The organism is Acidilobus sp. (assembly GCF_049973875.1).
GTDB lineage: Archaea > Thermoproteota > Thermoprotei_A > Sulfolobales > Acidilobaceae > Acidilobus.
The window spans coordinates 84,249-110,780 of record NZ_JBMFJI010000003.1 but is presented as its reverse complement, the minus strand read 5'-3'; the positions used below and the strand labels follow the sequence as shown (position 1 = coordinate 110,780).

Here is a 26,532-nt window from a genome sequence, read left to right as displayed (position 1 = left end):
CCTACCCCTCATTATCTAACAACGCGAGCAGGAACTCAGCTATATTCTTGGCAAGGGGGACAGGGACGGCCTCGCCGACCATGTTATACTGTGAGTCCCTGCCCCCTAGGAAGAGGTGGTAGTCGGGAAAGCCCATGAGCCTGGCCTGCTCCCTAACAGTAAGCAGCCTGTCCTCGTAGGGGTGAATGAAGCGGGAGGATCCCATTACAGTGGGAGCCGGCCTCCTGGGGTTAAGCCTTATGAAGTTGCGGAACCTCCTTGAGTCGGCGCCCTCGAAAGTTATCATGGCCCTGCCCCATCCTATCCTTGACACCTTCCTCTCCAGCCTCCTGCTCAGGGGCTGAGGGTAATCATGATTTGGAGGCCAGGGGCTCCCGGGCTCGGGAAGGCCCTTAAGCGCCTCCTCCACAGTTATAGGCCTGGACTCCCTGAGCTTAAGCTGCACGTTCGAGACAAAGGCCCTAACCCTCTCGTTAGGGGCGCCGTACTTCTCTGACCTAATGATGTTGAAATAAACTTCATCATAGCCGCTGCGCCTAAGCTCATCCTCTATTACCTTCCTTATGGGCCCCTCCGCCACTCCGCTAACGTTTTCTATGACAAAGTATTTTGGCTTCAGCTCACCTATAAGTCTTATTGCGTGAAGGTAAAGCTGACCTATCGGGTCTGAGAGTATTCTGTCGACAGGGTCCTGCATCCTCCTCCTGTTAGTGGGCGTGAAGGGCTCACAGGGCGGGCTCGCTATGACTACGTCAACGTCGCCCCTTCCGTAGCCGCTCACGTCCTTTATTATGGGCTCGCTCACGTCCTTTATGTCATCTGCAATCAGGTACGTCTCCGGAAAGTTAGCCTTGTAGGTCTTAGCTACCGGTGGGTCGTTCTCCACCGCGGCCACAACGTTAAAGCCGGCCAGCTCAAAGCCCCTCGAGAAGCCTCCGGCGCCTGAGAATAGGTCAATGACCAAATATCTGCCTCTCATCCCTTTTGATCTCCTCCTCAAGCCTAGATATGCGGTTCTCGAGGACCCTGATGTAGTTGCTGTTGTCCTCAGGAACCAACATTGTACCACACTTCTGACACGTGAACTGATATTCGTAGGCGTAGTCGAAGGTGTACCTGGTGCCGTCCTTGGGGCACACGTAAAACTCGTTGCTCCTCTCATACTCGAGCCTCATCTTAAGCTTCTCAAGTACCTGCTTCTTGCGCCTCAGCAGCGCGAGGTCCGCGTCCCTGGAGTCAAGGTACCAATAATACCTTGTGGCCCCCGTGTCGGGGTGCTTGCCGCGCCTGTAGGAGGCTATTCTCAGATCATAGAATATCCTGAAGACTTTCCTGACGTCAGCTTGCTTGTAACCCTTCATCTGTTCAACCTCTTCATCGCTTATCCCCTTTTCAGGATCCACCGTGAGCAGAAGGTCGAAGAGGTCGTCTGCCATGGCCTCATCAATCCCTGACTTGACCGCTAACATCCTTATCAGCTGCCTTAGCCCTTCCAGGCTCTTATCGTCTTCATTATTTCCGTTGCCCTCTCCACTCAACTCTTTTCCCTCTTTCCGTGGGAACTATGGACGCCTTGGCGTCCGTATAGTAAGTATAGAGCTCCCTACCTTTAAATAGCCTATCTAAAAACAGAGCCAGCGCTGCCACCTCGCTGTGGGGCTGCCAGCCAATAGCTATGTTGTAGTCAGCGTTCATGTAATAAAACGCCTCCACTTTCTGAGAACCAACAACTATCAACTTAGGTTTTGGCGAGGAGGAAAGTTTTCCAATGGCGTCGTCGATAGGCATTCCATACATTGTCAGGTGAACCACCTCACCTCCGTTGGCCTTCCAGGACTTAACATACTCATGGCCGTTAACTCCGCATTCGTAGTGAATTGCGCCTCCCCACATGTTCGAGGCCTTTGCCAAGGAGTTGTACACCGAGTCGTCGCAGACGCCTTCAAGGACAAAACCGTTTGCGCCGAAGGCCCTGGTCACTAAGGCCACGTGGGTGGTTACCCTCTTATCTCGCGTCGGCCTGTGGCCTAGCCTCAGCACGTACACCTTGCCGTAAGGTTTCGCCAGGTCCTCCAGCCCCTCTGGCACTCTCTGACACCTTCTCTAGAAGCGCTTCTAGGTTCAACTTCTTAACCGCTGAGACCTCCACAACGTTCGCCTTAATGCCCATATGCGATAAGAGCTCGCGCACTAGGGACTCTTTCTTGTTTAGATCATCGCGCATCACTAAGTCTATCTTGTTCATGGCAAGTATTATGGGCTTGTTTATGGCGTTAAGCTTGCTTAAGAGTGAGACCCCGGCCGCAACCTTTTCCCTGATGGCGCTCACGTCCTCCGAGGAGTCGACGACAAATATCAGGACGTCAGCCAGCGAGGCCTCCTGGAGCGTCGAGTAAAAGGATTCGATTATCTCGGCGGGCACGTCCCTTACAAAGCCGACGGTGTCTATCAACATGATCTTGGTGCCGTTGAAGTTAACCATCTTGTGTTTAGCAAAGAGCGTCGTGAAGTACTCAGGCCCCGTAGGCTGCCTCTCGCCGGTTATTGCGTTGAATATCGAGGTCTTACCGGCAGAGGCATAGCCCACTATTGACGCCAGGACCGCGCCGCTGTCCTTCCTGGCCTGTTCCTGTGTCTTAACCCTGCGCCTCAGCTCGTCCAGTTCCCTCCTTATTCTCGCTATCCTAGTTATTACGTGCTTCTCGTAGGCTTCGAAGGCATATCTTCCAGGACCTAAGAAGTCGACCTGCTCCCCGGCCTTAGCCCTCCTTATGTACTCCCTTATGAGGGGCAGCTCGTGCTTAAGCCTGGCCATCTCTATCTGCAGCTTCGACTCCTTAGAGCCAGCGTGAAGGGCGAAGATCTCGAGTATTATAAGGACCCTGTCAAGGACCTTAAGCTTCGACTCCTTCTCAAGCTTATAGAGTGACGAGGGCTCAAGGTTGCCATAATATATTATTACCTCGGCGTTTGCCCTGTGGGCCCTCTCGCTGATTCTCCTGGCGGCCTCGTCGCTGAGCCTCCTACCAGGCCTAGACCTCTTAATTATATCAACAACCTCATAGTTGGCGCTCTCAGCTATAGCAAGGGCCTCCTCTAAGTGGTCCAGATACTCCCTTGAAATCACTAAGACGGCCTTTCGTTTGTTGGACGCTTCAACGTCATTCAAGAGTTCTTGTCCCTCCTAACCACGGCGACGTCCCCAAAGGTGAGATAATCCTCAGGTGGCTCTTCCTCCTCTTCCTCGCTCTCAACAGGTTGAAGTAGCTTTATGTTCAGAATGGCTTCCATCTTCTTTGCTAAGTCCACGGTAGGCTTGTACTTGCCACCCTCTATCTTCTTTACCATGGCCTCACTTATTTTGAGTTTCTGAGCTAAGGCTGCCTGGGTCCACCCTTTGGATTCCCTAGCAGCCCTTATCAGCTCTGGGTAATTATCTACGACCTCCAGGGCCACTTCGTTAGCTGTCTTCTTCGGCCGAGGCCTTACCTCTCTGGGCCTAGAGGTTACGGGCACTGCCCGGCCGCTTTTGGTTAACTTCAGGAAGCACTCATCACAGACAAGCATTTCAGCGCCATCCATTAGTATCCTGTGCCCCTTACCAACTATCGGCTTTCCGCAGACCTCACAATATAGTTCAGGCAAAGCCTCTCCCCGCTCGCTTTTTATAGTGTGTGCTGTGTGAACTTTAAATACCGAATTCCAGCCATGACATAACTGGAGGCAACGCCTTAACGTAATTGGTGAATTCTGTTTAATTAACCTCAAGAGGTGGCGCTGGCCTCGTTGTCCTGAAGCGAAGCCTTAACTCCAACCTTCCTGAAGGGGCAGTCCTTGTACAGGGTCTCACACTTATGCACTTTGGACCTCGTAATATAGCTCTCTAACACCTTGCAGTAAGCTATATATGAGCCTCCAACCTCGTATGACTCAAAGAACTCGCAGCCAGAGGAAGGCTTATAGTTAAGCTGGTAGATGTTAATGTAAAATACTTTCTTAGGCAGCTGCTCCCCTGAGGCCATTATTTCCCGTGGGCTCTGTAGCATTTTCAGGCCTTAAAAGGGCTCAAGCTCCGTCGAACCTTTAGAGAATATTATTAAAGTTAAAATAATATTTAAAAAGGTTTAACAAAAGCTTCAACATCTTTACCTATATTCGGGAGGCAACGCATTGAGCAGGTCTCTTACTGCATTTACGCTAGCGTCCAGGCCCTTCCTCTCTTCGTCGGTCAGGGGCAGCTCTATTATCTTCTCAATGCCGTTGCGTCCAAGGACCGCTGGGACCTCAGCTATGACATCCTTATAGCCGTACTCTCCGTTCAGGTAGGCGCTGACTATGTATACCTTCCTCTGGTCCTTCTTTATGGCCTCAGCCATGAGGGCTAGGCCTGCCGCTGGAGCCCAGTTGCTGCTGTAGCCCCTTAGCTTTATTATCTCGGCTCCCGCCTCTACGGTCTGCTTCACTATCTCGTCAATGTCCTTCTGGCTCAGGAGCGAGCTGAGGGGCGCACCCCCTACGCTTGAAAGCCTTGGCGCTGGGAACATGTGCTCTCCGTGCATGCCGAGGACCACCGGCTGTATTGAAGCCGGCGATATGTTTAGCTTGACGGAGGCGTAGTAGGCAAGCCTTGGCGAGTCCAGCAGGCCGCTGAAGCCTATCACCCTCTCCCTCGGGAACCCAAGCTTCTTGTACATAACGTAGGTCATGGCGTCTAACGGGTTAGTTAGGACAAGGACCTTAGAGTTAGGCGCGTACTCCCTAATTTGTTCGGCTATCTGCTTCATTACGTCTGCGTTGATCCTGAGCAGGTCCTCCCTAGTCTGACCTGCCTTCCTTGGGAAGCCGGCAGTGACTATCACTATGTCGGAGCCACTCATGTCCTTATAGTCGTTAGACCCATAGGCCCTCCTTGAGATGCCTAGGACTGCGGCCATGTGGTTGAGGTCCAGCGCCTCCCCCTGCGGCGCGTTGGGCTTTATATCTATTAGCATGACATCGTCAAGGTCCCTGAGAAGCACCATAGCTCCTGTCGTAACTCCTACCCTTCCAGCGCCGCCTACAATAGTTATCATATCTAGTCACTCGCGCTGTAAACTGAGGACTCGGACTAAAACTCTAACAGCGGAAGCATTCATAATTTGTTATTATATTGAAAGGTCAGCGCCCGTAGAAGGTAAGGGAGCTAAATAAATTCCAGGGCCTATGTTAGTCCAGTCTGGCAGAGGCCTCTCATATGTTACAAACTTAGCCTTATGGAAGAGCTTTAAGTCATCTAAGTAGGGCGACAGCCTGGCCGGTACGGCCACCGCGTGACCTTTTATGGGATCTGCTAGCTTAAGCCCGCTTGCCTTCTTGTAGGCCCACACAGAGCTGTCAACATTCATAATATGTCTGGCGTCCTCAGCCAGCTCGTTAAGGTTTGGCGCCTCTATGAGTTTCTCGGGCAGGCGCTCAGCATGTACACTTCTTCCGTAGAGCTGCCTGTAAATGTAGTCGGTCACAAAGGGCATTATAGGCGATAGCAGCACTAGGGCCGCCCTAAAGATCCTGTGCAGCGTGTACCAGGCTGAGGCCCTATCCTCGTAGGGGTAGCTCTCTGAGTAAGCCCTGTCCTTAACTAGCTCAACGTAGTGAGCTGCAAAGACGTTCCATGAGAGCTCGTAAAGTTGTACCGCAGGTTCATAGACGTCAAGGTCCTCGTACCCCTTGACTGCCGCATCTAAATACTGCTGGGCCAGGGCCAGGAATGCCCTGTCTATGGGCCTGAGACTGCTAACCTCCTGAGGCTCTGGGAAAGCGGAAATGAACCTTGCCAGGTTCCAGAGCTTTGTGGAGAAGTTCCTGCCAGTTATGACCTTCTTCTCATCATACCTGTAGTCATAGCCTAGCTTGGCCGATGAGGCGGCCCAGAAGCGGAACGCGTCAGCTCCGTACTTATTTATAATGGGGTCAGGGTCTATCACGTTGCCTAAGCTCTTGTGCATGGGCCTCCCCTTAGGGTCAAGGCCCATGCCAGTTATCCTGATCCACCTGAACGCGGGCTTTCCGGTCAGCTGGTAAACCCTCAGCAGTGAATAATAGAGCCACGTCCTTATGATGTCCTCGCCCTGGGGCCTCAGCACGTTTGGGGAGGCCTTCTTGAAGAACTCTGGGTCCTCGAGCCACTTGGTCACGTAAAGCATTGAAATGCTCGAGTCGAACCAGGTGTCAAAGACGCGGGTCTCCCCCTTAAGGTACTCCTTGGGTGCCCCGCACACAGGGCACCTGTCCCATGGGGGCTCCTCCTCCCAGGGCCTGTAGTATCTGCCTGGCTCTGGGACCAGGAGGGACCCGCACTTCGTGCACCTCCAGAGCGGTATCTCGGTGCCGTAGTATCTGTCCCTTGATATGGGCCAGTCCATAGCTATAGAGTCAAGCCACTCAAGCAGCTTCCTCCTGTGAAACTCGGGCCTCACATCGAGCTTGCTTACGAGCTCCTTCATCTGCTCCCTCAGGTCAAGCTGTCTCAGGAAGAGTTCTGTCCTGTTTATTATTTGCAGTGGTGTCTTACACCTCCAGCACACGGGCACTGTGTGTTTAACTTTGACCTTCTTAACTAACAGCCCTCTATTTTCAAGCTCCTCAACGACCTTCCTGCGGGCCTCCTCGACCTTTAGGCCCGCCAGGAACCCTGCCTCCTCTGTCATGCGGCCGTCCTGGTCTATGATGACCTTAGGCTTGAGGTTCAGCTCCCTGAAGAGCCTCACGTCATCTTCATCGCCGTAGCTGCAGACCATCTCAAGCCCTGTGCCGAAGTTCATGTCAACGCTCGGGTGCTCTACAATGGAGACCTCGTTTCCAAATATAGGCGCTATTGCTCTCTTACCTGCGAGGCCCTTGTACCTGTTGTCCTGAGGGTTATAGGCTAAGGCTGCACAGGCAGGGAGCAGCTCAGGCCTAGTAGTGGCCACTACAAGATCTTGGTCTGAGTCAGCGAGGCGGTATTTAATGAAGTAGATAAAGTCCTCCCTCTCTTCATACTCTATCTCGGCCTCTGCCAGCGTTGTGCCGCAGCGGGGGCACCACCTCACAGGCCTCTCGGCCTCGTATATTATGCCCCTCTTGAACAGGTCTATGAACGTCCTCTGGGTCATGGCTCTGTACTTAGGGCTGTCAGTGCCATCGCGCCAGTAGTCGAAGGAGCAGCCAAGCCTTGTCCACACGTTAACAAGGTCCTTCTCAGCCTTGTCCAGGAACTCCTTGCAGAGCTCCAGGAACTTCCTCCTGCCTTCAGGCGTCGCGGCCATTTCCTTAGCATTGATATTATATGTTTTCTCCACCTGGACCTCCACAGGTAGCCCATTTCTGTCAGCATAGAATGGCACTAGTACATAGTATCCCTTCAGCCTGAAGTACCTCGCGATCATGTCTATCTGCGCGTAGTGGGCAGCGCCTCCTACATGCCACTTGCCGCTGGCATAAGGCGGCGGCGTATCTATCACTAGCACCTCCTTCTCGCGCCACTCGGCGGCGCCCGTTGAGGAGGCCGCTTCCTTGCGCCATAAGTCGAGTAGCTCAAGCTCCTTGTTGACGTCCCATCGGGTTTCGCTTATCTTTGGCTCTAGCTTCAATCGGGCTGCACCTTTCAGACATCCAAGGCTCACAGGTTTTTATTTACCTTATTACCTCACGGCGACTATAGGCCGCTTGAGAGGGCATGAGCTGGGCTAGGATAGTAGCCGTTTTGGCCGTGGCGACCGCTGTAGAGGCCCTATCCATGGTAGCGAGGCAGCGGCCTATTGCTGCGACTAGCCTTGGGAGCTTCATCTACTATGTTCTGCTACTTTCTGTGCTGCCTCTCGTGACTGCGGTGGGGGCAGCTGTGTCTGTGATCCTCACGGGCAGCCCTTACCCTGGCATAGCCATCTCCGCTATACCTCTGAGCGCATCCTCGTCATTTCAGGCCCTTCTGGTCGGCCTAGCGTCGCTGGTGGTCAGCCTAGTTGCTACGCTAGCCACGTACTTCTTGTTAGAGCTAAGGGGTCGTCAGCCAGGCTCCGGTCCAATAGCGAGAGCTAGGTCCCCCTCTGCGGTTCCCTTAGCTTCAGCATCCCTCGGGCTAGCTATCCAGTCGTTTTCAGCCTCCATTACAGGTTCTCTAATTTACAGCGAGGCTGTCTATTTGGCGGCGTCGGTCACTGCCGCAGTCATATCATCCCTAGCCTCGAGGGGGCTGCTCAAGGAACTCGCATATGGCCTCCTGTCATCACTAGGCCCGCTCGGCTTGGCTGTCGTGCTCTCAACAGTTTTAATTCAAGAAAGGGGCTTAGACAGGATGAGTCAGGGAGTTCAGGCACCTAAGAAACCTTAAAAAAGCAATTCATCTCACACTGAAAGCGATGATAAAAGTTGAGTCAAGAGAAGGACCACATGGACTACGCCCAAGACCTTGACATAGCTGCGAGGCCTGACTTAACAATATCCGTGCTAGGAACCGACGTGGGGTCCCTGCTAGGCCATGGAATACCTCTCTTCACCATAGGCGGCGGATACCTCAGGTCTGCGCTCTCGCAGATATTAGTGAACTTCCACGCGAGGAGGGGCTATTACATAGCCGAGACGCCCATAGTGAGCAGCGGCGCCCTCTTTGAGCTCTCGGGCCACATGGGCTACTACAAGCAGAACATGTTCGTCTTCCAGGTAGAGGGCAAGGAGTATGCAGTAAAGCCAATGAATTGCCCCTTCCACATACTCATATTTCTGAGCGAAGTCACAAGACACCGCAACAAGGTGAGCCTGCCATTCAAGGTATTTGAGGTTGGCAGAGTTCACAGGCTAGAGCCCAGCGGAAGCGTCTATGGGCTCCTCAGGCCAAGGAGCTTCACACAGGACGACGCTCACATAATAACTCTTGGCAAGGACGCGGTAAACGTCGTTACCTCGGTATTTGATGAGATGATAACTATTTACTCAAAGCTGTTTAATGTGGAGATGAGCCCCTCCACTGTGACGCTCAGGCTGAGCCTTTCTGATAAGAGCAAGATAGGGACTGACTTCATGGGCACAAAGGATGAGTGGGAGAAGGCTGAGGACTTCCTGAGAGGCGCGCTAGAAGCCATAGCAAGCAAGTATGGACTAAGGTACACGGCCGCTGAGGGCGAAGCCGCATTCTATGGCCCGAAAATAGACGTGCTGGTGAAGTTGGGGAGCGGCCAGGAGAGCAAGGAGTGGCAGCTAGGCACCATACAGTTCGACTTTAACCTGCCCAGGAGGTTTAAGATATTTGATGCCGTCAAGGAACTCTATGGAAGCGAGGACGTTTACATAATACACCGCGCCCTAATAGGCTCCATAGAGAGGTTCCTCGGCGCGTACCTTGTCAACTACAAGGGCAGGCTGCCCTTTGTCTTAGCGCCCCTGCAGTTCGCGGTGCTGGCGATAAAGGCGGGCGACGAGTTTGACAAGAGAGTCGAGGACTTTGCCTTATCGCTTCACCGCGCCCTGGTAGCGAAGGGCTTTAGGTCAGGCTACGGGGAGAGCACCAGGACCTCGCTCTCGGGCGACGTAAGGCTCCTGGAGTCAGGCCCCAAGCCTGCGGCCATAGTTTACGTGGGGAGAAGGGAGATAGAGAAGGGCTCTGTAACAGTGTCAATTTACGAAGGAGGCTCTAGAAGGCAGACATCAGTAAACGCTGGCGACCCCCTGGGGGCCGCTGATGCCATAGAGTCCCTGGCCTCTCGCCTGGAGGAGCCCGTAAAAGAGATAGCTGGCATGGTACCAAGGATCCCCGGCGACCTGAGCTACCAGCTGTGAGGTGCAAAAATTGAGGAAGGTCATACCGGTCATTCATAACACCTCAAGCGTTCAGAGGCTAGTTGATATGGCCAGGATAGTGTTAAGTATGAACATAGATCTCCTGGTGGCGACCAAAGTTTATGGGGCTGCGGCGCAGTCAGGTATCGCTGAAGCCTTTAGGCTTCTGCTCAAGGCTGGCAAGGGCCTGGTCGTGTTGCCTGAGCTTAAGGACGCCGTGGAGACCTATGACGGCATGCAGGTGTTTTTAGTGGATAAAGAGCACGCCGCGGAGCTCGTCGACCCACTCTCGGGGGACTTCGTCACAGGCTCGAGCAGCCCACTGATGCTGGTGTTTAACGGCTCTGACACACCTTTCAGCCCGCAGGAGCTTTCTCTTGGCAAGCCGATTTACATAAAGGGCCTGTCCTACAGGGCTGGGAGCACCGCGGAGGCCTCGCTACTGCTTTATGGAATCCTAAGGTAAAGCTAAGGCAAAACTTCATTTTATGGAGTGCAGGTCTTTATAGAGTTTGTACATTAAGTTTATCTTTTATGTTACTTAATAGTAGTTTAACTAATTTCCCTCTACTCTAGGAAACACTTTAACTTTTAGGTTTCAGCTACCTACAATCTGCAGGTGAAAATTAATATGAGTGATGGGAAGGGCGATGGGAAGGACGGCTCGCAAGTAAGCGAGGTCTCGATAACTGACGCCCTTTCTAGGATATATGAAGACGGTGACGTTATTGTTTATACAGCGCCTAACGAGGAGGAGCTCAAGGAGATCCTAGTTAATCTTCTTCGCCGTAATGGTAGGATGTCCGTGAAGGATTTCCATAGGTATCTCTCAGGCCTAGCCAGTGAGGACAAGATAAGATACGCGCTGAACGAGCTGCTACGGAACGATATTGTAACCATGGACAAACAGGGCTACTTCTACCTTACTGAGCTTCTGGAGGCCGAGGGCGAGTACTGGAGCGATGAGAGCGGGGAGAGCTCGGAGATAAGCGAGGTGTCTGACAACCTGGACGACTCTATGTGATCGCTAAGTTCAGGGATAGCCAAGACTTGGGTCCCCAATATATTTTATGCCATGGATGGTGAGCCTCACGCGATTTACGTGCTGGCGTGCGCAGGGCGTCAAATAGATGTTATGCCCCACACTATATCTTGAAAGCTGTTTGGCAGAACCTTCTTCTTTGCAACATAGTCATCATAGACTCTCTCTAAGAAGTTGGCGAACATGGGACATCCATCAAATCTACCTTCGCGGTCGCACTTACCCTGCTGGTTGTTCATGGTAACCATGAGGAAGCATATCTGTGTCTTCTTATCGTAGTATGGACATAGTTTGTGCTGGCTCTTGGCGCTCTTGATCATCTTTATGACCCACCGCCTCTTGCCGTCCTCCTTGTCGGGCTCCCTTTCATCAGGTGTAAGCGACACAAAGCCTCACCACGAGACTCACAGTAGCAGGCAGGAAAGTAAAAACCTTCATATACAGTCCAGAAAATATTTAGCAGTTCCTATACAAACTGCTTTGGTGCAACTCTCTACCTTCAGAGGAGCATTAAAGTCGCGGCAAAGAAAGCTATAGATGCTATAAACATTATTATCCACAGCTCTAGGCTTAACCTAAAGATTTTATATCCATCCAACGGCGGTATGGGCAACAGGTTAAAGAAGGCCAGATAGGAGTTTATGTTCGAGAAACCTATAAGCCACGTAGAAGTAAACGTTGCGGCAAACGCGCTAGACGCTAGGGCTCTTGCTAGCACTCCAGCTATGAGGGCCGCTAAGGCCATGACTATATTGCTCGTGGGGCCTGCGGCCACTGAGTACAGGATGCCCTTTCTGTCCTCTTCGAAGCCGCGGCTGTAGACGCGGGTGTAGCCTGGCGCTATGAGCTTTATGGGGAGAATTGCTGTGACTAACGTAACTATGACTCCCAGCCAATTAATGACATAACTTGATCTCATGCCATAACGGCGCGCCACGTTTCTATGCATGAGTTCGTGGACAACCATACCAATGACTACTCCCCCCACTACGTAGCTATAAACGGACGTATAGGTGCTTAACCTGAAGGCTTGAACGCCTGTCATGGCCACAAGTACTGCTAGGATCCCAATTATCCATGAGTAAGGCTCGTCCACCTCAGCGTAGTACCATGGCCTTCTCCATGGACGCACTTCAAGCCCTCTTAAACATAAGGCGGAGCTTATTTTAGTTCTTTCGCACAACCATCAGAGGGCGAGCTTTGACGGAGCGGGTGTTGCTTTACGGGAGGTTCCAGCCGTTCCACAGGGGTCACGTGAGCCTCGTTAAGTGGGCATTATCGCAGGGCTTCGACGAGGTAGTAGTACTAGTTGGCATGGCCTCGGAGAACTACACTGTAAGGAATCCCTTTACCGCTGGTGAAAGGATCGAGATGGCGAGGCTCTCAGCCAAGGACGAGAACATAAGCCTCGACAGGATAGTCACTGCCACCATAGAGACCCTGGAGGTGAGCATTGGGTGTGCCTATTATGTGCTGTCCTACGTGCCTAAGGTTAAGGCGATAATGACTAGAAACCCAGTCATAGGCAAGGCGTTCTCGGACGCTGGCATAGAGGTCATAAGCCCGCCCACCTTCAATCGTGAGGAGTGGAGGGGTGAGAGAATACGCGCAATGATAGCCCGCGGCGACCCTAAGTGGAAGGAGTACGTCACGCCCTCCGTAGCAAAGTTCATAGAGGAGATAGGGGGTGTTGACAGAATACGAAAGATATCCTCCGAGGACTGAGGGCTGACGCTGAAAGCGGCCTAGCCCTGCTGTGAAGAGAGGTCTACTTTATATCTCAGTATCCCGGCCAGGCCATCAAATGTCTTAAGAAACCACTCGGACTCGGGCAGGGACTCAGGTATTATGTAAACCTTCGCTCCCATAGACTCTGCCCTCTCCTTCCACTTGTCAACATCCTGCCTATCCTCATGTACGAGAAGAACAGCCACTGCGCCCATATCAAGGGCCCTCTCTAAGTCATCGGGACCATATATGGCTAAACCTGTTCCCTTAGCCAAGTGAAGCTTAAAGTTTTCGAAGGCATTCATCGTCTCCCTATAAAGGGACAGCTGAACTACATCATCGGCCTTCTCTAAGGCTTCCCTTATGCCCTCCTCACCCTGGTAAGAAACGTCGATTAGATGTGGGTCTACTATCTTCTGAAGCCTATAGTCAAGGTACCCAGACTTAATGAAGTCAGACTTGGCGTACCCAGGCCCGGCAACTATGATGGCCTTAAGCTTGCCAGCCTCATATATTGGCAGGAGGTACTCGTTAGCCCTCTCGCCCACCTTCTTCATGAAGTCGTCGACCATCTGCTCTATAATCCTGTCATATCTCCTCTGGCTCTGTCCTCCCATCATATGTTTTCCAGGTATAAAATCCTCGAGCTCCTCCAGTACCTGTATCCTTGACCCCTTGATTAGGCCTATGGTGGCGTGGTCCCTCTCCACTATTATAACTCCGACGGAGTCCTCATTCTCTATCATATCCTCTAGAATCTCCGTTATGAACCTCTTGTCGGTCCTGTAGTAAAAGACGGGGACCTTCTCAGACGGGCTGAAGACGTAGCACTTGAAGTCCCCGTTGTCTAGGTTCTCACCGCAGAATGCCACAAGGCCATTAGGAGGAACCTTAGGTATCATGGAGAGTCTGTCTATGGCGGCCGCGATAGCCCTCTTTACAGCATTTCGAGTTCGCTTAAGCTTAATGTTATCAGCCAGGGAGAGCTCCTCCCTAAGCATCTGGGTCACATCGCTTATGGGCCTCCCAGGAGGGACGTAGAGGCTCAACAGCACAGTGGCCGGGGCGCTCCACTGCTTAAGCTCATTTATAACTTCCTTGAGCGTTCGCTTGTCTACCAACAGCTTCTTCTCTAAGTCCTCGCTCATGGTCCCTTTCCGGTTTAGAGTTAAGGCAGAGCCTATAAGGCCTTTCCTATTATTTACTTTATTTCTTTTTATATTATTCAAACGTGGGTGGGTAAAGTATATAGTGCTTGCACCCGCAAAGCGCTTTGGGTAGCGTAATGTCTAGAAGAGACAGCGGCCCAAGGACCCATGGCGAAGAGTCTTTTATGGATACCATAGAGAGGTTTTCATTCCCTATATCATTGGCTATTCTGTTGGCCATGATAGCGGTTAGCATCTACATAAGGCTCTCGCCAGGCCTAATCTACGGCTTTAAGTACGTCAACGGTAACGACCCTTGGATATTTTATTAGCTAGCTAATTACTTCTACGTCCACGACCTGGGCGGCTTTTCCCAGCTGTCCCACGTTGGCACGTTCTGATATCCCTGGGGGAGGAACTTCCTGAAGAGTGAGTACCTTGGCATTCCATGGCTCTCGGCGTTCATAGCTAAGCTCCTGGGCAAGGGCCAAGCCTTTATAATAGAGGCCGAAGGCCTTCTGCCGGTTGTATTCGCCGTGATAGGAATAGCGGCCACGTACATGGCCGTCTACAGGGCCACCAGGTCAAAGCTGGGGGCAATAACTGCGGCGTCTGTCTACGCCTTCTACCCCGCTATAGTGCTTGACAAGTCCTTTGCGACGTATCCAGGCAAGCAGGTCTCAGGCCTTGGAATTATAGCGCTCTCGCTGTACTTCCTTGCCGTAGCTTATACTTCCAATTCAAGGAATAGGTCCCTCGCGGCTGCGCTGGTAGGAGGCATAGTAGGAGGCTCCCTCGCGTGGCTATGGGGAGGCTATGAGTACGTTGCACTAATACTGGCAGTTATAGTGCTGCTGGACCCCTTCATTGTAAGCCCCACCATGGACAGGTTCTATAAGCATCTGACTGCGGCAGTAGGCTACCTGGCAGTGCTTTCAACGTCCCCTGCCGTAGGGCCTACTTACGTCTACCACCGCCTAGGCCTCGCCCTTTTGGCAGTTCTCGTAGTTTACTTCTTAGAGGCCAACATTGAAAAGCTGCACCTCGAAAAGCTACACCTCACGAACACATTTACGAGGAAGATGCATCTGTGGGTCATAATCCTAGGCGTGGGGCTTCTCGCGGCAGCTGCAATGTCGGGCATAATATCATTGCCCTCAAGAGTGCTGCTAGCGCTCGGAATAAGGCCACTAACGGGCGTTGTGCCGCTTACCGTGCAGGAGTATATGCCCATACCGTTCTCAGAGGCAATGGCCGAGTATGGGCCCGTCTTCTTCGTGACGCTTATAGGATTAATAATGCTCATTTATGACGTTGCTGCGAGGCGTGAGAGGCTAAGCAGCACCGATACTTTAAGGGTTGCGTTCTTAGTGCTTGGCGTGCTCTTTATGGTGGCTAGCATAAATGAAGCCTACTTCATACCCTCTGCCGCGTTTTTCCTGGCGATCTCAGCAGGAACCTCCATAGGGGCTCTAACGTCCATGCACGTAAGCTACTTCGACAAGAAGACAAGGCGCACCTACTATAAGAGGGAGCCAGCTGCACTTGCAGTAGGGGTCATACTGGCCATAATTATCCTTGGGTTCGCGGCTTATTACATTCCTGAGGATTACGCTGCGCTGAAACTGGACGCGCCGGCAGTGACCACCGGCTGGCTGACGGCGCTTTCAGTGCCCACCTCCAATGGTACTAGCAGAGTCATAGTACCCCTTAACAATGCGTGGATTGCAGCCCTTAACTACATCAAGTATAACACGTCAAAGAAGTCCATAGTAGTGTCGTGGTGGGACTATGGCTACTGGATAGCAGCGTTAGGCAACAGAACAACAGTAGTTGACGGCTCTACAATTAACGGAACTCAGATAGGGCTAGTGGCTAACGTGTTCACTGCTCCAGTGAACCAGAGCCCTGTATACCTTGAAATGATGAGGCTGGTACCAAATGACACATACCTAATAACTTATGATATATTCATTGGTATCTATGATAATAGCACCCACAGCGTGATAATGTTCCCATACCCTAACGTATACCCCGTTAATCCTCAGGCAGGAGTTTATGCCATAACTTACGGGCTCGGTGATATTGCTAAATCTTACCAAATGTTAAGGATAGCCCTTAGAGTTAACCCATATGCTGACAGCCCCTTCTTCTCTAACTACACCTCAGTAACTACTGAGAGTAATTACGAATTCTACCAGTTCCCAGCGTTTGTTGGAGGTCCGAGCTCCAACGTTAGTTTAACCCTCCACACCACCATATACGATCTCATGATGTATGGCATCAGCGTGTTAAACAAGTACGGCTACTTTGGAACAGGCGCGAAGTTCCTCACTAATGTAACTTCGTTCGTGCCTGCCGGGGTGCAATACGTCGATCCGCTCACGGGCTCCATAGTGCCAGAACCCATAACTCCCCCTAGCCCGCTGCCGTACTACCAGCCGGCCAAGGTGTTCATTTCAGTGCCATATGCATGGAGCCCGGCAGGCTCCAACGTGACGTACTTCTACAGCGTCATTGTATTCCTTTATAGGTGGACGGGCGTCATTTAAGCCCGAACGCCACTTGGGCCCTTCGGCCTTTGACCCCAAATCAATTTAACTTTTGATCACAACATACTCTTAGGTGCTGCTAATTTGCCAAGGCTATTTGGAAAGAAATCGCAGCCCACGGACTCAAGACGACAAGTACTGGACGACTTAGTAAAGGCTCAGATGTATCTAATCAATGCGAGGAAGAGCGTACGGAACAGCATGGTAAGGCTGAGAGCTTACTCAAAGGAAGATGAGCTTAAACAAATGGAGGACACCTTGAACGCGCTCGACTGGCTGCTTGAGTGGGCCCTGTTGAAGGTACAGACGCTAATTACAGTGGGCTTAGTTAACTGGAGGGAGGTGGCCACAGTTATGAATGTAGTGAAGAAGGTGATGCAGGAGTACAGTTACCTCGACCCAAGAATTGAGGAGGAAATATCGGGCGCCGAGGAGAGCCTCTCCAGAGCATGGATGAACATAGAGCCATCGCTGCCAGAAGAATTTAGTGAGAGGGATCTAATGTCAATAGAGGAAGAGGCTAAAAAGGTTATTAAAGAGGCGGAGAGCGTCGCCAAGAGTAGAGGGGGTGCCAATACCCTGGCATCGCAACAATAGCGTCCTTTTCCAAGGCTTGCTAAATGGCCATACGGGCGAAAGCCCGCCACCAGGAGGGTTACAACGTACTGTAATAGGACTATATAAGGGTAAACATTTAGGGTCGCGGACGAAAATTATGATCTTAACTGGCTTAAAGAACTATTGTACAGGCTTTAGCCGCTTCACCATTACGTAAGCGTCCTCACCATCCCTATAGTAGCCTTTGATTATCCTGGCTTTTTCAAAACCAAACTTCTCGTAGAGGTTTATGGCAGGAGCATTTGAGACCCTGACCTCAAGGTATATAGCATCTACGTCGTACTTTGATTTGAGCACATTTATAGCTTCATGCATAAGGGCCGATCCAACGCCTTTCCGTCTATACTCGGCTAGAACAGCTATGGAAATCACGTGACCCACCTTAGCAGACTCCGAAAACCTCCTCCTAATGGCATCCAGCAAGCTCTCACTTTTCCCTGGCTTTTCTGTCAGCTCGTTTTCAAGGCCCATGAGGACCTTGTCGTGAGTCTCTTCGACCCTATTCATAATGTAGCCTATAATTCTGCCCTGGTGCTCGGCTACTAGGAAGGCATCTCCCCACTCGTTAAGCACGTAAACATAGAAGCTGTACCAGTAGTTTTCAGGAAGGCTTGCGAGGTTAACCTCCATTACCTGATCTATGTCCTCCTCCCTCGCCCTCCTTATAATAAAAGGGAAGCCTTCACTGCCCTCCTGCTCCTCCGCTTTCACTTCAGGGCGCCTGAGAGCCCGTGACTTTGTAAGGTTAATAAACGGCTCTTAACTTTAAATTACAGGCGTTCAGAGAGGACCGTTGGGCTAGGCGTTGAGCTTTAAGCACCCCTCACTTGACATAACAGGGTCAACGTCAGAGGAACTCGCAGGACGCTGCATAGCCTTAGGTGTGACGGCCAGCGCTTCGATATATAGGTCGCTTGACACGGCAAGGGCCCTCATGAGAAGGGGGGCTGAAGTTCACGTTATAATGACCAGGGCCGCGGCTGACCTGGTTAGCCCAAAGCTCTTCCACTGGGCCACAGGAAATAAACCGGTAGTTGCGATAGGCGGTGACATAGAGCATGTAGAGATGGCTCACAGCTGCTCAGCTATGTTGTTGGCCCCTGCGACGTATTCATCTATAACTAAGCTCGCGTTAGGCATAGCTGACAACCCAGTTGTGCTCACCGCAATAACAATGATGGGTTATGGAAGGCCTGTCGCCGTGGTCCCCGCCATGCACGAGGGCATGGAAAGGAGCCCCCAATACCAGGATGCCGTGAGAAGACTAAAGGACATGGGGGTGCTGGTAATACCGCCGCTTGAAGCCGAGTCCGTAGCTAAGTACCCGGACCCCTACCTGGTGGCCCGCGCGTTCACTTCGTTTGCTCTCAGGGGATTTGATATGAAGGACCTCAGGGTGCTGGTCACGGCTGGAGCCACCAGAAGCTGGATAGACTCGGTGAGATTTGTATCCAACCCCAGCTCCGGGAGAATGGGCGTTGAGATAGCCATAGACGCTTTCGCAAGGGGGGCAGAAGTCGACGTAATATATGGTCATGTGGATGTCAAAATACCTCACTTCGTGAATTCCTACCATGTTGAGACGACGGAGGAGATGGCTGAAAAGATGCGCGAGCTTACTGCTTCAAGAGTTTATGATATAATAGTTGGCGCCGCAGCGCCCCTGGACTTCACAGTTGAGGCCCCCTACAAGGGCAAGCTCAAGAGCGACTCGAGTTATACCATAACCCTTAGGCCCGCGCCAAAGACCCTAAAGTCCATAACGTTGAAGCCTAAGGTATTGATATCGTTCGCGGCGGACGTAGCAACTACGGAGAAAGAGCTCATAAGCTCAGCCATGGAAAAGGCCTCCAAGTACGGTGCTACGCTCGTGGCTGCAAACCCAGTTAATGTGGGCACTTATGGCTTTGCAAGCGAGTACGATAAGGTTGTTGTGATCGACACGAGCACGGGTAAGATCTATGACTTGGGCCTGGATAGGAAAGAGGCGCTCGCCAGGAAGATACTGGATATCGCGTTGTCGCAGATAAAGTCGCGCAGCGGCTAAGCGCAGTGTAATCCTAGTCATCGCTATCAGAGGCAGGCTAAACGGCGAAGTCGATTTGTTACTCAAGGAACTTTAAAAGTGTAGCGCACTAGATGTAACAGAGGGCGCCTTTGAATTCCAAGAGGATTTTGTTAGATGATGTAATTAATATAGACTATGAAAAGGCCATAGACGCGATAACCTCCTTTATAAAGGACTTCCTAGAGAGCTCCTCCGTTAAGGGCTTTGTAATAGGTGTTAGCGGCGGTGTTGACTCGGCAGCGACCTACTTTGCGGCAGTTAAAGCCGTAGGCCCAGAGAAGGTCATGGCGTTAATTATGCACGACTCTACCGTAACTCCAAAGGAGGATGTTGATGACGCGAAACATCTAATCGAAATGGCTAGGACGCAATATAACATCATAGACATAGCCCCTATAGTGGAGACTTACAAGTCAACCATACCAGTTTACGACCCTGCAGATACGGTTCCGCTTGGCAACCTGAGGGCCAGGATCAGGATGTCGTTGCTCTACTACTATGCCAATAAGTTTAACTATGCCGTCTTAGGCACTGGAGACAGAAGCGAGGCCTTCTTAGGGTACTTCACGAAGTATGGCGATGGCGGCGTCGACCTCCTGCCTATAGCGCCGCTTCTGAAGAGCCAGGTCAGAAGGCTTGCACTGAAGCTGGGGGTGCCCGAGAAGGTTGCATTCAAACCGAGCAGCCCACGGCTCTGGCCTGGGCAGACGGCCGAGGGCGAGCTTGGAGTAAGCTATGATCAGGTGGACCTAGTTATACACGCCATTGAGGACCTCAAGATGGCACCATCAGAGGCGGCTGAAGCGACCGGGGTAAGCATGGACATTATTAATAGGGTGCTTCAGTTGAACAGGTCAACTCAACACAAGAGGTCGCTGCCCCCTTCACCTCCGCTGGAAAGCGTGGTCAGGTACATGTCACGATAATGTAAAAGTTATTTTTGTAATAAGGTGTTTCAGATTGGCCTCCGTCTGCGTCTCAGCGCCCCATCACATTACCGCTGCCTTTGTCCCAGTGTGGGGTGGCACTCCTAGGGACTCAGGCTCCGTGGGCGTAGGCATAGCTGTGGAGCCTCGCCTTGAGCTATGTTACGACCTGAAGCTATCAGGGGAACCTGCAGGAACGGCCGCGAAACTTCTTGAAAGCAACGGCATCGACTTATCGAGGGTTAGGTCCTCCAACCCGCTCCCCTGGGGCTTTGGTTACGCAACCAGCGGCGCCTCTGCGGTGGCTGCAGCCCATCTGGCGTCTTACCTCAAGGGCAAGAGCCTGGGCTCCCTCCTAGTCCAGGCGCATGAAATAGAGGTTCAGGACAGGACAGGACTTGGGGACGTGCTGGCCATTAGTTGTGGCCTGGGGCTAGTGCTTAGGAGAAGGGCGGGTCCCCCTGGCATAGGCCAAGTGGACTGCCTGTATCTGCCTAGGAGCATTTCCCTACTTTCCATAGAGGCTGGAAGTATGAGCACAGAGTCGCTGCTCTCAACGTTAGGTGAGAGCTTTTACGTAGAGTCATCTAACGTGCTTAGGAAGCTTGACGAGGAGCTGAGCTTTGAGACATTCATAGAGGGCGTGAGGGCATTGAATGACAAACTGGGGCTTCCCAGCTCTATACTAGGTGCGCAGAACTTCGAGTACGTGACCAAGGTCCCAGGGCTCTTAGGCTATTACGCAAAGAAGCGGCTGGTGATCCTCATAATAGAGAGGGATCTCGTAGGCGACGCGGTGGATTACCTTAGGAGGGGGCTCCCTTACGACATAAGGGAGTTAAGCCCTTCGGAGGCAGGTCCTTACCTGAGGTGAGCACATGGAGGACATACCGAGAAGCCATCCAAGGTACTGGTCGCTAGTGACAAGGCAGAAGCTGGTGGACGCCATGAAGGAGGGCGTAGTGGTCCCTCAGGGACTGATATCCCACGGCAGAGGCGAGGCCTTTGACTACATACTTGGCGAGAAGAGCCTGGACTTCGCCATTGAAGCCGAGAGGGCAGCTGTGGCTGCAATGCTTCTTGCCAGGAGACCTATTATATCAGTAAATGGTAACTACGCTGCTTTAGCGGCCGACGATATAGTGAAGCTCTCAGAGCAACTAAACGCCCCGATAGAGGTGAACGTCTTCCATAGGACCGAGGAAAGAGTAAAGGCCATAGAGGACTTCATGAAGAGGCACGGGGCCACGAGAGTTTATGGAAGCGAGTGTCAGAAGACTCACATATCAGGCCTTGAAAGCGCAAGGGGCATAGTATGCGTTGATGGAATATATTCAGCGGATGTCGTTCTAGTAGCAATAGAAGATGGCGATAGAACGGAAGCGCTCAGAAGGATGGGCAAGGTAGTTATAGCCATAGACCTCAACCCCTTCAGCAGGACTGCCCAGGCAGCTTCAATAACGATAGTAGACGAGGCCATAAGAGCCACGAAGAACATGATAAGCATGGCTGAAGAGCTCAAGGGCTTGGGCAAAGATAAGTTAAGAGACATGGTTAGCAGCTACAGCAACAGGAGGACCCTTAGTATGGCATTCAAGGCAATGCTTGAGAGGCTAGAGTACGCGTCGTCAAAGGGAATCATAATCGACCTGGGATTCCGCGACGAAGTTAACGTTTGAACGGGTTCCCGCGTACCTGGGAGTAACTATCTCCTCTGCCAGCTTGATTATTTCTTCTGCGAGGCCTATCTCGGATGAGAGCTCGTCAGGATATTGGGACTTGGCCTTCTCTAGGAACTCCACCAGGAGGGGAAGCGTGGTGAAGGCCTCCCTAGCCACCGCGCTCTTGTCGCCTCTCCTGGAGGCTGCCCTGAGCTCCATGAGGAGCCTCTGCGGGTTAAGGCTGTAGAACTGTATCTTAAGGAGCTTAAGCTTATAGTCCTCGCTCTCAACTGCGGGCTTCCCCTCATATTTAGCTATGGCCTCCTCAACGTCTCTCCTCCTTAATATAACCCACCAGTGCTGGTTGCTGCTCCTATAGGAGGTTCTTATTACGCCGTAGTTCTTCTCCAGCGCATAAAGTAGTGGGACAGGGTTGTAGTCAAGACCGTAGGCCGTCAGCTTGTCCTTAAGGTCCTTTAGACTGAAGTCACCAAGCTTAGCCCCACCCCTCAGCGACGCCTCCAGCATTGATTTAAGGACGTAGTAACCCCTATCGCCGTACTTTGCAAGAAACTCCTCCATGCTAGAGGCGTCGCCCTCCATGCCAATCGCCACTGTTGCTGAAGCGATTTAACTACTGCATCCACAACCCTACCTAAGAGCCGGTGGTTTTCAGTGGAAGCCGCCTTAGGCAGGCCTGCAGGGCTTCCTCTGGACAATAATGAGAACGTAGTTGAGGCTCTAGAAGTGACTAAGAGGTTCGGCAAGACGCCTGCCCTGAGGGGGGTTAACTTACAGGTCAAGAGGGGGGAGGTCCATGTAATAGCCGGCCATAACGGCGCAGGTAAGAGCACGTTATTTAAGATAATAATAGGCCTCATAAGGAGGGACTCAGGCTCTCTCAAGGTTCTCGGGGTAGACCCCTCAGCGCCTTCATGGCGTAAGCTGATCAAGTACATAGGTTATGTGCCTGAGGACGCGTCGCCATATGAGAGGCTCACGGGCTATGAGTACCTGAGGTTCTTTGCCAGACTCTACGCGAGGGACCCCAGCGAGGTTGAGGAAATGGTTAAGGTGGGCGTTAACATAGCTGGCCTAAGCGATAGAGACCTGAGGAGAAAGGCCGGCGAGTACAGCAATGGGATGAAGAGAAGGCTCCTGATAGCCAGGGCGCTTATGTACAGGCCTTTGTTAGTGTTGCTAGACGAGCCAACCAATGGCCTAGACGTTTTCTCAGCCCATGAAGTTAGGACCATGATAAAATCCCTCTCGCGCACGGGGGTGACTTTTATCATAGCCACCCACAACATGGCCGAGGCCGAGTACTTGGCTGACAGGGTAACGTTCATGGCTTACGGTAAATCCCTGTTTACCGGCAGCCCAAAGGAGGCCCGGGAGTCCTTCGGAGCTGAAAACTTAGAGGAGGCGTTCGTTAAGGCGGTGAAGTCCTATGAGGATAGAGGAGATTAAGGCCGTACTCTGGAAGGAGCTCCTCGACATGGTGCGCGACCGCAGGGCCCTGGCCCTGATGATAATCGTTCCCCTCGTGGGGCTCCCATTAATGGCGTTACTTGCCGGAGGCCTCAGCTCGGCGCAGCTAACAACGGTTTACATACAGGTTAACGATACAAAGTCGCTTGGAATAGCGGAGTGGCTTGGCGAGAGCATAGTTAACGCCTCTGAGCAACAGGGCTTAAAGGTTAATCTGACCGTGTCCAGTGAGCCTCCTCCTCAGGTCTACGACATAGAGATTACGATACCTCGGGGCTTCTACAATAACCTGACGGCTGTAGACGGCGTCGCGACGCTCGTAGTGAGGGTTATGGTAGGCAGCTACGTGGCCCAAGAGGTAAGTAACGTCATTTCCTCGGTAGTGTCACAGCTCAGCTCTCAGGTGGTTGACAGCAGGGTTGATAGCCTTGCAAGGATGGCCGGCGTCAATATCTCCGCAGAGAGGCTTCTCAATCCAATAATAATAACCACCGGCTACATATTGCCCTCAGGCAAGGCCGCGAGCGCCCAGCAGGTTCAGCTGTCGCTCACCGTGAGGCTACTCCAATTCTCCCTATTCTTTGTCGTTAACCCAGCGGTGGTCTTAATGACTGACGCCTTTCTTGGAGAGAAGGAGCGCAAGACACTTGAAGTGCTCCTGGCGTCGCCGCTGTCCGGCACATCGCTGCTTGTGGGCAAGCTACTCTCCTCCGCCGTGATGGGCCTCGCAATTGCGGTCGCCGACAGCGCGGGCTTCATTATTTACTTCCTGATGTTGGCGTCCTCGGCAGGGCTTAGGCTGACGCCGGCACTGCTTGGGCTTAACATGGTGGACTCGGCAGTCCTAGTGCTGATGACGTCATCATTCATAATGCCTATAGTGCTAAGGAGCCCTTCAGCCAGGGCTGCCCAGGCTTCCGCGTACGCTTTGCTTATGGTTGCGCTGGGGATCTACTTTAGCGCGTTGTTCGTCAATGTAGACTCGCTGCCCGCCGCTATAAGGTACGCGCTCATGGCGATACCCTTCACTGAGGCTTCCCTCGCGCTCTCAAATTATGTTGTGGGCCAGTACTTAATGGCCGCCCTGGACATAATGATAATGGTGGCGTTCACGGCGCTATTTGTCGCCTTGTCGCTCAAGGCTTTCAGTCCAGAGAGGTTGGTCACCTCGAGGTAATAGGTCAAGCCAGGTAAGAGCTTTGACAAACGCCCTTTAGTCTAAATAACCTTACGCGGCCTGGGCTTTATGAAATCCTTTGGGGCCGCGTCAAAGGGCTCAAGGTACTTTCTGAGAACCTTAGGTATTATGACTGTCCCATCAGGTTCCTGGAAGTTCTCTAATATGGCTGTAATAGTTCTCGTTGACGCTATTCCTGTGCTGTTCAGCGTGTGCACGTACTCGCCCCTCTCCATGCCCTTCCTCCTGATTAACCTTATGTTAAGCCTATAGGCCTGCCAGTCAGTGCAGTTGCTCGCGCTGACCATTTCGCGGTACTTGCCCTGGGCGGGCATCCAGGCCTCTAGGTCATATTTTTTGACGGCGCAGGCGCCCAGGTCGCCAGAGGCTATGTTTACGACCCTGTGTGGTATTCCCAGGCCCTGGAACAACTCCTCGGCATTTGATATAAGCTCTTCATGCGTCTTCTGGCTCTCCTCAGGCTTTGAGAACACGAACTGCTCAACCTTGTGGAACTGGTGAACCCTGAATATTCCTTTGAGGTCCTTGTTGGCAGCCCCGGCCTCACGCCTAAAGGCGGGGCTTATGCCGACAAACTTCTTTGGGAGCTCGTCATCATATAGCTCCTCATTATAATACATCGCTGCCAGCGAGTGCTCTGCAGTGGCTATCAGGTAGAGGTCATCATTCTCTATTTTATAAATGGCGTCCTGGAAGGTCGCCAGGTCTATGACGCTGTTTATGACCTTATATCTCAGCATGTAGGGTGGCAACACGAGGGTGTAACCTTTAGAGGTAAGCTTATCTATGGCGTAAAGCAGCAGGGCGAAGTCTAGCCAGACCAGGTCATCAAAGAGGTAATAAAACCTGGAGCCGGCGACCTCAGAGGCCTTTTCAGTGTCGCCGAGCTTTAGGACGTTCTCGAGCATATCGGCGTGCCCTACGGGCTTCCAGTCGATCAACTCGTAGGGTACATTAAAGCCATAGGCTTCCGTCTGGGCTTTGAAGGCGTCTAGGTACTCGTGGTACACCCTGGGGGTGCCCCAGAATCTTACTGGCCTTGTGGCCTCCTCCCCGCCCACAGGAACGTCATCGAGGACTACGTTTGGCAGCCTCCACAGAGCCTCCTCTCTCTTCGCTTCGAGCTCACTCAGCCTCCTCTCCGCGTCCTCGAGCTCTCTGCTGAGCACCTTGGCCTGGGCCAGGAGCTTCTCCCTTTCCTCACCCTTAGCCTTAGGAATGGCGGCGCTAATAACATTATGCTGGTGCCTTAGCTCATTTATCTCTGCTTGGACCTTTCTCCACTGCTCGTCCAGCTGGACAGCCTCGTCTATTATCTTAACATCGATCTGCCTCTTTCTGGCAACCTCCCTAAGCGCTTCTGGGTTTGTCCTGAGAAGATTCAATATGCTCCATGGCATTTACTACCACCCTCGTGATCTATCTTCTGGCCCTAATGGTGAGTCAAAGGCTTAAAAGCCGTATATGACGATTATCTATCGATAATTGTAATGTTGGCACCCGCTAAGTTAAGTTCCGCCATGGTGGACGGCATCACGAAACGTGAGTAATATAAGTCTCAAAAGTAGGTGGACCGGCCGGGACTTGAACCCGGGACCTCTCGGGTGCAAGCCGAGCGCTCTTCCAGCTGAGCTACCGGCCCACCCTCTCTGGCAGCGTCACCTTTGGCAATTTTAAGGCTTTAAGGCCTACCAAAGGGCGTAGGCCATGAACTTATATCCTTTTGTAGAGCCTATAGCTGGGGATGCGACTTTGAGCGAGGACCTAGAGAAGCTAAAGGACTATGAGTGGCTGCTTGACAGAGTTTATAAAAAGATACCTCCAAAGAGCGGTTCAGGGACCTTTGAACTGCCAGAACCTCAAGTAATAAGGGTCGGGACGCAGACCATTATAAAGAACTTCAGGGATATCTCACAGAAATTAAAGAGGGAGCCTGACATGGTCTCACGTTATCTAATGAAGGAGCTGGCGTCTGCGGGCAGCTACGAGGAGGGTTCCGGACAGCTCGTGCTGAGCGTTAAGGTCTCTAGCAAGGTGCTCAAGCAACTTCTCGACATGTTCGTTAAGAGCTATGTCAAGTGTCCCACCTGTGGAAGTATAGATACTCACATAGAGAAGAGAGGCAAGGTATGGATCCTGGTTTGCGAGGCCTGCGGCGCAGAGCAGACACTGAAGCCGTTCTAAGCGCGACGCAAAGGCAATAGAGCCTTCAGGCTTGATGTTTTAGAAGGACATATTAGCTGAATGTAACTAAGGTTAACTTAGGTTTTCAAGTTATAGATAATTAATACACAAGTTGAAAGTAAAC

Annotated in this window: 29 protein-coding genes and 1 tRNA gene; 14 read left to right on the top strand and 16 right to left on the bottom strand. The window is 52.0% G+C overall.

All coding sequences use genetic code 11. The features are described 5' to 3' along the window. Position 1: 1 nt before the first annotated feature. From ACP5H1_RS02430 to ACP5H1_RS02395, 8 genes are all read right to left on the bottom strand, one after another. On the bottom strand, positions 2 to 964 hold the full coding sequence (locus ACP5H1_RS02430; RefSeq protein WP_427971279.1) for a DNA cytosine methyltransferase: 963 nt from the start codon (positions 962 to 964) through the stop codon (positions 2 to 4). After that, on the bottom strand, positions 954 to 1,538 hold the full coding sequence (locus ACP5H1_RS02425; RefSeq protein WP_427971277.1) for a transcription initiation factor IIE subunit alpha: 585 nt from the start codon (positions 1,536 to 1,538) through the stop codon (positions 954 to 956). Before ACP5H1_RS02425 ends, ACP5H1_RS02430 begins: the two co-directional genes overlap by 11 nt. Further along, entirely contained in the window at positions 1,513 to 2,088 is a 576-nt protein-coding gene (locus ACP5H1_RS02420; protein WP_427971276.1) for a tRNA (cytidine(56)-2'-O)-methyltransferase, read from the bottom strand. The genes ACP5H1_RS02425 and ACP5H1_RS02420 overlap by 26 nt, the downstream gene beginning before the upstream one ends. Beyond that, positions 2,006 to 3,169, bottom strand: coding sequence for a GTPase HflX (gene hflX / locus ACP5H1_RS02415; RefSeq protein WP_427971274.1), 1,164 nt, complete (start codon positions 3,167 to 3,169; stop codon positions 2,006 to 2,008). The genes ACP5H1_RS02420 and hflX overlap by 83 nt, the downstream gene beginning before the upstream one ends. After that, positions 3,166 to 3,645, bottom strand: a complete 480-nt coding sequence (locus ACP5H1_RS02410; protein WP_427971272.1) for a multiprotein bridging factor aMBF1 — start codon at positions 3,643 to 3,645, stop codon at positions 3,166 to 3,168. The genes hflX and ACP5H1_RS02410 overlap by 4 nt, the downstream gene beginning before the upstream one ends. Before the next feature lie 119 nt (positions 3,646 to 3,764). After that, positions 3,765 to 4,022, bottom strand: a complete 258-nt coding sequence (locus ACP5H1_RS02405; RefSeq protein ID WP_427971269.1) for a hypothetical protein — start codon at positions 4,020 to 4,022, stop codon at positions 3,765 to 3,767. A 123-nt stretch (positions 4,023 to 4,145) separates the two neighbouring features. Further along, the gene (locus ACP5H1_RS02400; protein ID WP_427971267.1) at positions 4,146 to 5,072 is read right to left on the bottom strand and encodes a malate dehydrogenase; all 927 of its coding nucleotides are present in this window, start codon (positions 5,070 to 5,072) and stop codon (positions 4,146 to 4,148) included. Between the two features lie 72 nt (positions 5,073 to 5,144). Continuing rightward, the gene (locus tag ACP5H1_RS02395) at positions 5,145 to 7,610 is read right to left on the bottom strand and encodes a valine--tRNA ligase (protein WP_427971264.1); all 2,466 of its coding nucleotides are present in this window, start codon (positions 7,608 to 7,610) and stop codon (positions 5,145 to 5,147) included. Between the two features lie 86 nt (positions 7,611 to 7,696). Between ACP5H1_RS02395 and ACP5H1_RS02390 the strand changes: the two genes are divergently transcribed. The 4 genes from ACP5H1_RS02390 (at position 7,697) to ACP5H1_RS02375 (ending at position 10,816) form a co-directional block, all read left to right on the top strand. Then, positions 7,697 to 8,350 (top strand): hypothetical protein, encoded by a 654-nt coding sequence (locus tag ACP5H1_RS02390; RefSeq protein ID WP_427971262.1) that lies wholly within the window; start codon positions 7,697 to 7,699, stop codon positions 8,348 to 8,350. A gap of 38 nt (positions 8,351 to 8,388) precedes the next feature. Further along, positions 8,389 to 9,792 (top strand): aminoacyl--tRNA ligase-related protein, encoded by a 1,404-nt coding sequence (locus ACP5H1_RS02385; protein WP_427971259.1) that lies wholly within the window; start codon positions 8,389 to 8,391, stop codon positions 9,790 to 9,792. Between the two features lie 10 nt (positions 9,793 to 9,802). Beyond that, a complete protein-coding gene (locus ACP5H1_RS02380; RefSeq protein WP_427971257.1) occupies positions 9,803 to 10,258 on the top strand; it encodes a RecB-family nuclease in 456 nt (151 codons plus the stop codon). A 165-nt stretch (positions 10,259 to 10,423) separates the two neighbouring features. Beyond that, complete coding sequence (locus ACP5H1_RS02375) at positions 10,424 to 10,816, top strand: hypothetical protein (protein ID WP_427971255.1); 393 nt, start codon at positions 10,424 to 10,426, stop codon at positions 10,814 to 10,816. Positions 10,817 to 10,914: 98 nt separating this feature from the next. On the opposite strand, the gene ACP5H1_RS02370 is transcribed toward ACP5H1_RS02375, so the two are convergent. Both ACP5H1_RS02370 and ACP5H1_RS02365 read right to left on the bottom strand, forming a co-directional pair. Next, positions 10,915 to 11,220, bottom strand: coding sequence for a hypothetical protein (locus tag ACP5H1_RS02370; protein WP_427971253.1), 306 nt, complete (start codon positions 11,218 to 11,220; stop codon positions 10,915 to 10,917). A 113-nt stretch (positions 11,221 to 11,333) separates the two neighbouring features. Then, on the bottom strand, positions 11,334 to 11,966 hold the full coding sequence (locus ACP5H1_RS02365) for a site-2 protease family protein (protein WP_427971251.1): 633 nt from the start codon (positions 11,964 to 11,966) through the stop codon (positions 11,334 to 11,336). 68 nt (positions 11,967 to 12,034) lie between these two features. Between ACP5H1_RS02365 and ACP5H1_RS02360 the strand changes: the two genes are divergently transcribed. After that, positions 12,035 to 12,559 carry a nicotinamide-nucleotide adenylyltransferase gene (locus ACP5H1_RS02360; RefSeq protein WP_427971248.1) on the top strand — a complete coding sequence of 175 codons (525 nt, stop codon included), beginning with the start codon at positions 12,035 to 12,037 and terminating at the stop codon, positions 12,557 to 12,559. A 20-nt stretch (positions 12,560 to 12,579) separates the two neighbouring features. Here ACP5H1_RS02360 and prf1 read toward each other — a convergent pair whose 3' ends face one another. Beyond that, positions 12,580 to 13,710 carry a peptide chain release factor aRF-1 gene (gene prf1, locus ACP5H1_RS02355; RefSeq protein WP_427971244.1) on the bottom strand — a complete coding sequence of 377 codons (1,131 nt, stop codon included), beginning with the start codon at positions 13,708 to 13,710 and terminating at the stop codon, positions 12,580 to 12,582. A gap of 346 nt (positions 13,711 to 14,056) precedes the next feature. After that, the gene (locus ACP5H1_RS02350) at positions 14,057 to 14,194 is read right to left on the bottom strand and encodes a hypothetical protein (protein WP_427971241.1); all 138 of its coding nucleotides are present in this window, start codon (positions 14,192 to 14,194) and stop codon (positions 14,057 to 14,059) included. A 52-nt stretch (positions 14,195 to 14,246) separates the two neighbouring features. On the opposite strand from ACP5H1_RS02350, the gene ACP5H1_RS02345 reads away from it, so the two are divergent. Both ACP5H1_RS02345 and ACP5H1_RS02340 read left to right on the top strand, forming a co-directional pair. Then, the gene (locus ACP5H1_RS02345; RefSeq protein ID WP_427971239.1) at positions 14,247 to 16,262 is read left to right on the top strand and encodes a hypothetical protein; all 2,016 of its coding nucleotides are present in this window, start codon (positions 14,247 to 14,249) and stop codon (positions 16,260 to 16,262) included. 84 nt (positions 16,263 to 16,346) lie between these two features. Then, a complete protein-coding gene (locus ACP5H1_RS02340) occupies positions 16,347 to 16,859 on the top strand; it encodes a hypothetical protein (RefSeq protein WP_427971237.1) in 513 nt (170 codons plus the stop codon). Between the two features lie 141 nt (positions 16,860 to 17,000). On the opposite strand, the gene rimI is transcribed toward ACP5H1_RS02340, so the two are convergent. Further along, positions 17,001 to 17,591 (bottom strand): ribosomal protein S18-alanine N-acetyltransferase, encoded by a 591-nt coding sequence (gene rimI, locus ACP5H1_RS02335; RefSeq protein WP_427971235.1) that lies wholly within the window; start codon positions 17,589 to 17,591, stop codon positions 17,001 to 17,003. 94 nt (positions 17,592 to 17,685) lie between these two features. Between rimI and coaBC the strand changes: the two genes are divergently transcribed. The 4 genes from coaBC (at position 17,686) to ACP5H1_RS02315 (ending at position 21,553) form a co-directional block, all read left to right on the top strand. After that, positions 17,686 to 18,927, top strand: a complete 1,242-nt coding sequence (coaBC, locus tag ACP5H1_RS02330) for a bifunctional phosphopantothenoylcysteine decarboxylase/phosphopantothenate--cysteine ligase CoaBC (protein ID WP_427971232.1) — start codon at positions 17,686 to 17,688, stop codon at positions 18,925 to 18,927. 110 nt (positions 18,928 to 19,037) lie between these two features. Next, positions 19,038 to 19,874, top strand: a complete 837-nt coding sequence (locus ACP5H1_RS02325) for an NAD+ synthase (protein WP_427971230.1) — start codon at positions 19,038 to 19,040, stop codon at positions 19,872 to 19,874. Positions 19,875 to 19,908: 34 nt separating this feature from the next. Further along, positions 19,909 to 20,748 (top strand): pantoate kinase, encoded by an 840-nt coding sequence (locus ACP5H1_RS02320; RefSeq protein WP_427971228.1) that lies wholly within the window; start codon positions 19,909 to 19,911, stop codon positions 20,746 to 20,748. Positions 20,749 to 20,752: 4 nt separating this feature from the next. After that, entirely contained in the window at positions 20,753 to 21,553 is an 801-nt protein-coding gene (locus ACP5H1_RS02315) for a 4-phosphopantoate--beta-alanine ligase (RefSeq protein WP_427971226.1), read from the top strand. Here ACP5H1_RS02315 and ACP5H1_RS02310 read toward each other — a convergent pair. Continuing rightward, positions 21,503 to 22,138 (bottom strand): hypothetical protein, encoded by a 636-nt coding sequence (locus tag ACP5H1_RS02310; RefSeq protein ID WP_427971223.1) that lies wholly within the window; start codon positions 22,136 to 22,138, stop codon positions 21,503 to 21,505. The two genes, ACP5H1_RS02315 and ACP5H1_RS02310, sit on opposite strands and share 51 nt — an antisense overlap. A 72-nt stretch (positions 22,139 to 22,210) precedes the next feature. Here ACP5H1_RS02310 and ACP5H1_RS02305 point away from each other — a divergent pair, with 72 nt between their 5' ends. After that, positions 22,211 to 23,005: an ABC transporter ATP-binding protein gene (locus ACP5H1_RS02305; protein WP_427971221.1), complete on the top strand. Its 795-nt coding sequence runs from the start codon at positions 22,211 to 22,213 to the stop codon at positions 23,003 to 23,005. Continuing rightward, positions 22,986 to 24,203 (top strand): ABC transporter permease subunit, encoded by a 1,218-nt coding sequence (locus ACP5H1_RS02300; protein ID WP_427971219.1) that lies wholly within the window; start codon positions 22,986 to 22,988, stop codon positions 24,201 to 24,203. Before ACP5H1_RS02305 ends, ACP5H1_RS02300 begins: the two co-directional genes overlap by 20 nt. 41 nt (positions 24,204 to 24,244) lie before the next feature. Here the strand turns inward: ACP5H1_RS02300 and serS are convergent, their stop codons facing one another. Next, entirely contained in the window at positions 24,245 to 25,624 is a 1,380-nt protein-coding gene (gene serS / locus ACP5H1_RS02295) for a serine--tRNA ligase (RefSeq protein ID WP_427971217.1), read from the bottom strand. Between the two features lie 169 nt (positions 25,625 to 25,793). Then, a tRNA-Ala gene (locus ACP5H1_RS02290) sits at positions 25,794 to 25,866 on the bottom strand. Between the two features lie 110 nt (positions 25,867 to 25,976). Between ACP5H1_RS02290 and ACP5H1_RS02285 the strand changes: the two genes are divergently transcribed. Continuing rightward, positions 25,977 to 26,408, top strand: a complete 432-nt coding sequence (locus ACP5H1_RS02285) for a translation initiation factor IF-2 subunit beta (RefSeq protein WP_427971214.1) — start codon at positions 25,977 to 25,979, stop codon at positions 26,406 to 26,408. Positions 26,409 to 26,532: the final 124 nt, after the last annotated feature.